Origin of the sequence: Rubritalea sp. (assembly GCF_039830215.1) — a bacterium.
Taxonomy (GTDB): domain Bacteria; phylum Verrucomicrobiota; class Verrucomicrobiia; order Verrucomicrobiales; family Akkermansiaceae; genus Rubritalea.
The window spans coordinates 1-5,364 of record NZ_JBDOPO010000340.1 but is presented as its reverse complement, the minus strand read 5'-3'; the positions used below and the strand labels follow the sequence as shown (position 1 = coordinate 5,364).

Here is a 5,364-nt window from a genome sequence, read left to right as displayed (position 1 = left end):
GAGTCTATTTCTATTGGGAAAAGTTGTTGCACGGGAATGTTTTTGAACTTTTTTGAGATAAGTTCAAAAAAAATCTTGCCGATATGTGAGATTTGTGGTCAATTCCGCGCCCAGTCCAGCGCGCTCTTGTGGTGGATTAACCATTTAACCATTTACTTGTCAGACCATGGCATACGCAGTTTTCAAAACAGGCGGTAAGCAGTACCGCGTTCAAGCAGGTGATCAAATCGACGTCGAGAAACTCGTCGCTGATGTTGATTCCGAAATTTCTTTTGACGAAGTTCTCCTCGTCAACGATGGCAGCACTACCAAAGTAGGAGCGCCAGTAGTTGAAGGTGCAACAGTTAAAGCCAAGGTTGTGGACCAGTTCCGCGGCAAAAAAGGCATCGCATTTAAATTCAAGCGTCGTCAAGGTTACCACAAGACTAAAGGTTACCGCCGCCATCTCACTAAGCTTGAGATCGTAAGCGTTGCTTAAACTATTTAACTTACTCACTTACTATGGCTCATAAAAAAGGACAAGGTTCAGTAAAGAACGGCCGCGATTCACGCAGCAAGCGTCTTGGCGTTAAGAAGTTCGGTGGCGAAACAGTTGTCGCTGGAAACATCATCATCCGCCAGCGTGGAACTAAGTGGACACCAGGTAAGAATGTTTACCTTGGTAAAGACTACACTGTTCACGCATACGTAGACGGATCCGTTTACTTCGACCAGTCAGGTCGCCGTGTGAATGTTGCACCAGTTGAAGCTTAAATAGCATCACACATTTTCCAAAACGGCCTTAGGTTTACCTAAGGCCGTTTTTTTTGTTCCTAAAGTCAGGCGTTTGGGGTTTGAGTCTCGGGCGGAGAGGAATTTCAGGAGGGGGGGAGGGGGCGAATGTTTTTAAGTGTGGGTGAGTGGACTCAAATAAACGAATAGGCTCTATGATTGAAGGGTAATAGAGGAGATGGTTAGGAGGCTAGGGATTTTATCTAGGCCGGAATTAGAGTGAAAGGCGTTTCCCTGCGAAATCTTGAGGGTGTAGAGTGTGTTTCCGAGATTAGTGGCGCCCGCAGTGGTCTCACTTTGCTGCTGAAAAAGGTCTAGGGTGAAGCATATGGATAGTAATAATTTTTTAAAAAAGGTTTTTTGCTATCTACGTGAGTCGTTGTAGGGGGGAATTTTTATTTAAAAAAATTATTCAAGGCTTCAAGGGTGCCCAAGAGATTTGGTTTACTTGTTAGTTGGAAGCTTGTCATGAGGCTGGCGCTTTGCGAGTCTGCGCAGGATGAGGAGACTGATATTGTTTGTTTTAGCTGCCTTTAGCTTACTTTCAGTAGTGGAGGGGAAACCTATGATGCTACGTGTAGTGGGAGGAAAGGTGCATGAAGGAGCAATCCAGTTTGTGCGTAATGAATCGATCTACTTCAAAACAAGTGAGGGTTCAGTGGTAAGGATCTCCATGGCGTCTCTCAATCCAGCAGGTAAAAAAATGGTGGGCAGTTGGATCTGGAAGCAAGGTGGAAGTAAGGAATATGCTTCGTGGATTGGTACCACGGATCAGTCATTTTCAAAACCGTGGCCTCGGACGGTATATGGGCCTACTAGTATTCAGCTAAAAAAGGTCCAGTCGCTCTCCAAGAAAAAATTGCTTATCTACGAGAGTAGTCATTATCGATTCTTGATAAACACGAAGGTCGAGCCGCGTGTGATTCAGCGCTTTGCTGTGCTTTTCGAGGCAACGCATAAGTTTGTCTTCTCATTGCCAATCAATGCCTCGGGGCATTACATGGAAAAAGGTTCAAAGTTTCCCATTTATCTTTTTGGGGATTTTGCATCCTATTATAGAGCGGGTGGGCCGCAAGGTTCTGCAGGAGTTTACATGCCTAGGAATCAATCAGTCTTGGTGCCTATGCCGGTGCTAGGAGTTCGATGGACTGGTAGAAAGTGGGAGTACGAGAAGAGGGTGAGCAACCGAGTTTTATCCCATGAGTTGACGCATCAGCTCTGTGCTGGTCCAGCATTTGCTTCGTGGTATATCGAAGGTGGGGCTGAATACGTGGCGTCCACTCGGTACACTCACGGAGTCTATCATTCAAACAATGGCAAGCAGCGCGTGTTTGATTATGTGCGCGACAAAGATGGTTTGGATGATGGCTCGGGGAGGCGACTGGGCTCTAGGATAGCAATGATGCAGTTAGAGGATTTCATGAAGCTTCCCTATGCGCATTTTTCGGGAGGGCGGGATGCGAACAAGAATTATGGTGTGGGCCTATTGCTCACCTATTACTTTTATCATCACGATGGTGGTGGTGAGGCAAAGCGTGTAAAGCAATACATCAAAGCTGTGCAACTGGGGAAGGGGGAGCGTGCAGCGCAGAAGCTCTTGCTTGCTGGTCGCAGTTATGCCCAGCTTCAGGAAGAATTTCGCAAGTTTTGTGCTAAGGGGGGGATTAATCTAGAGTTCGCGAAGAAGTGAAGCTTATGCCTCGAGTTCTTCTTCGATAAAGGCCTCGATGAGTTCTGGAACTTCTGTGAGGGCTTCAAAGTATTCTTCTTCGATGCCTGAAAGGTGGTTGGATTCAGCATCTGAATACTGGCTCCGGTCAGAGCTGGAGCTTTGGCACCATTGGCTGGAGTTGAGTGTGTCCACGATTGTTGACGCGCCAATGAGTTCAAATGAATTGCTGATGCGAGCGTGGTCAATCGAGCTGAGCCAGAATTCGTTGAGTCCTTCACCTTCTTCGATGAGCTTGACGGTATCTAGTACATCGATGAGGGCGCGTTCTTCGCGCTTGAGTTCGCGCTCATTTGATTCTTGCTCAAGCTTATCTACGAGAATTTCTATCTCATCGCTAAATTCGGTAGTGTTGAAAATACCCATAGTTCTATTTAGTGTGGTAGTAAATTGTTGAGGCGATCGTTTCCTGTACTTAAGCGCTTACTTTCATAGAGGCAGAACGCGGGTGGACGAGACAATTTTACAACTGTTTTTCTAAAGGCCTCTGGGGTGACGGACATAGTAGCCTTTGAGCCCTCGACGCTGAGGTTTCCAGCGTGGACCAGTGGAGTTCCACGTGCCACCGGTGTCGAAGCGGAGGCCACAGATTTCCATGAAAACGTGACCTTTGCGTATGTAGATGGTCACGTAGTCACCGTAACCTTTTTTTCCGTAGTCGAAGAATTGTTGGGAGACGAGTGGCTTATCTAACTTACCGCCCTTGTGGAGGACGTAGGAGACCGCTCCTGAGCAATCATAGCCATTACATATGAAACTCTTGTGTCCGCCGCCGTAAATGTAGGGTTTGTGGATGAGATCGTTCGCTGCTGCTACCATTTTATGCACCTCGCGCGGGGCGTTTGGTGGCGCCTGGGCTGTGCCGTCCGCTCCAATATAGGCTGTCTTGCCATACACGAAATTGTGTTTGAGCACGGTCTCCTTTGCCTTCATCTGTGAGGAGCAGGAGCTGAATAGTAATGCGCAGATAGATCCCGCTAGGATGAGAATGAGTTTACTTAAATGCATCTTTGCAAAGGATTCTATCAAGTTCATTGAGGGAGCTAAAAGAGAAAAGCGCAGCCAAATACGGCCACGCTTTTAAGAAACTAGATTTACTCAGATTAGTTAGATCAGGCCGTGGTGGGCTTGGATCGGCTTGACTTCGAACTTCTTATTGATCAGTGAGCGGATCGCGCGGACAGATGCTTCGGCTGCAGCAAGGTTGGTGCAGTGGGAGATCTTGTTGGCTACGGCTCCGGAGCGGATCTTGATCTCATCTTCGCGAGCTTCGTGGCTGCTTGGAGAGTTGACGACGAAGGAAATTTCTCCGTTCTTCATCATGTCGATCACGTTTGGGCGCTTTTGCTCAGCGAGCTTGTAAACGCGCTCAACTGCGACGCCTTGCTCCTTAAGGAACTTGTAGGTTCCGCCAGTGGAGTAGACTGTGAAGCCTAAGTCGATGAGATCTTTAGCGATGTCTACTGAGTTCGGCTTGTCGCGATCGTTGACTGAGAAGAAGACGTTGCCTTCAGTAGGGAGAGGGTTGAACGCTGAGATCTGAGCTTTAGCGTAAGCCATGCCAAGGTCAGCATCGATGCCCATCACTTCACCAGTGGACTTCATTTCAGGTCCGAGAACAATGTCCACACCTGGGAACTTTGGCCATGGGAATACCGCTTCTTTCACGCAATAGTGACCAGGAAGAACTTCCTCCGTGAAGCCGAGCTCCTTGAGCGTCTTGCCAGCCATTACTTTAGCCGCGAGTTTAGCGAGTGGAATGCCGATTGCCTTAGAAACGAATGGCACGGTGCGTGATGCACGTGGATTCACTTCGATGACATAGAGTTCTTCATCTTTCACGGCAAACTGGATGTTCATGAGGCCGTTGACGTCGAGCTCACGAGCGAGGTCTTTTGCGCCTTTGAGAATTTGCTTCTGAATGTCGTCTGAAAGTGAAGGAGCTGGGATCACACATGCGGAGTCGCCTGAGTGGATACCTGCAGCTTCGATGTGCTGCATGATCGCGCCAACTACGGATGTTTCGCCGTCGGAGATACAGTCAACGTCAACTTCCACGGCATTTTCAAGGAAGCGATCAACAAGGATCGGACGATCTGGTGATACGTCAGCAGCTTCGCTGATGTACTTGCGGAGTTCGTCGTCTGAGTAAACGATCATCATGCCGCGTCCACCGAGGACGAAGGATGGACGAACGAGAACTGGGTAGCCGATGCGGTCAGCGATAGTGACAGCTTCGTCTGGAGTGACTGCTGTGCCAGCTTCTGCTTGCTTGAGGCCTATCTTGTCGAGGAGAGCGGAGAAGAACTTACGGTCTTCTGCTAGCTCGATAGATTTTGGTGAAGTACCGATGATTGGTACGCCATGACGCTCGAGGTCAGCTGCGAGGTTGAGTGGAGTTTGTCCGCCGAACTGGACGATGACGCCGTCTGGCTTCTCTTGGTCACAGATGTTGAGAACGTCTTCGAGTGTGAGTGGCTCAAAGAAGAGCTTATCAGATGTGTCGTAGTCAGTAGAAACTGTCTCAGGGTTGGAGTTGACCATGATGGTCTCGTATCCAAGCTCTTTGAGGGCGAAGGATGCGTGTACACAGCAGTAGTCAAATTCGATTCCTTGACCGATACGGTTAGGTCCACCACCGAGGATGATGATCTTCTTCTTGTCGCTTTCACGCGCTTCGTTTTCGTCACCGTATGTGGAGTAGAAGTATGGTGTGTATGCTTCGAACTCAGCTGCACAGGTGTCAACGAGACGGTAAGTAGGGATGATGCCGAGCTTCTTACGTGCAGCACGGACTGTGTCCTGGTCAGTGTTTTGAAGGTGAGCGATCTGAACGTCTGAGAACCCGTACTTCTTCGCCTTGA

At 48.6% G+C, this 5,364-nt stretch carries 6 protein-coding genes; 3 read left to right on the top strand and 3 right to left on the bottom strand.

Annotated elements, in window-relative coordinates; translation table 11 throughout:
- Nucleotides 1-166 precede the first annotated feature (166 nt).
- The 3 genes from rplU (at nt 167) to ABGY95_RS11490 (ending at nt 2,461) form a co-directional block, all read left to right on the top strand.
- Nucleotides 167-478, top strand: coding sequence for a 50S ribosomal protein L21 (rplU, locus tag ABGY95_RS11500; protein WP_347441827.1), 312 nt, complete (start codon nt 167-169; stop codon nt 476-478).
- A 23-nt stretch (nt 479-501) separates the two neighbouring features.
- Complete coding sequence (gene rpmA, locus ABGY95_RS11495) at nt 502-753, top strand: 50S ribosomal protein L27 (RefSeq protein WP_347441826.1); 252 nt, start codon at nt 502-504, stop codon at nt 751-753.
- 583 nt (nt 754-1,336) lie between these two features.
- Nucleotides 1,337-2,461, top strand: a complete 1,125-nt coding sequence (locus ABGY95_RS11490; protein ID WP_347441825.1) for a hypothetical protein — start codon at nt 1,337-1,339, stop codon at nt 2,459-2,461.
- A 3-nt stretch (nt 2,462-2,464) separates the two neighbouring features.
- Here the strand turns inward: ABGY95_RS11490 and ABGY95_RS11485 are convergent, their stop codons facing one another.
- From ABGY95_RS11485 to carB, 3 genes are all read right to left on the bottom strand, one after another.
- A complete protein-coding gene (locus ABGY95_RS11485; protein ID WP_347441824.1) occupies nt 2,465-2,866 on the bottom strand; it encodes a hypothetical protein in 402 nt (133 codons plus the stop codon).
- A gap of 111 nt (nt 2,867-2,977) precedes the next feature.
- Nucleotides 2,978-3,535, bottom strand: a complete 558-nt coding sequence (locus tag ABGY95_RS11480; RefSeq protein WP_347441823.1) for a peptidoglycan endopeptidase — start codon at nt 3,533-3,535, stop codon at nt 2,978-2,980.
- A 72-nt stretch (nt 3,536-3,607) separates the two neighbouring features.
- Nucleotides 3,608-5,364: carbamoyl-phosphate synthase large subunit (gene carB / locus ABGY95_RS11475; protein WP_347441822.1), on the bottom strand; the 1,757-nt coding region annotated here is incomplete at its 5' end.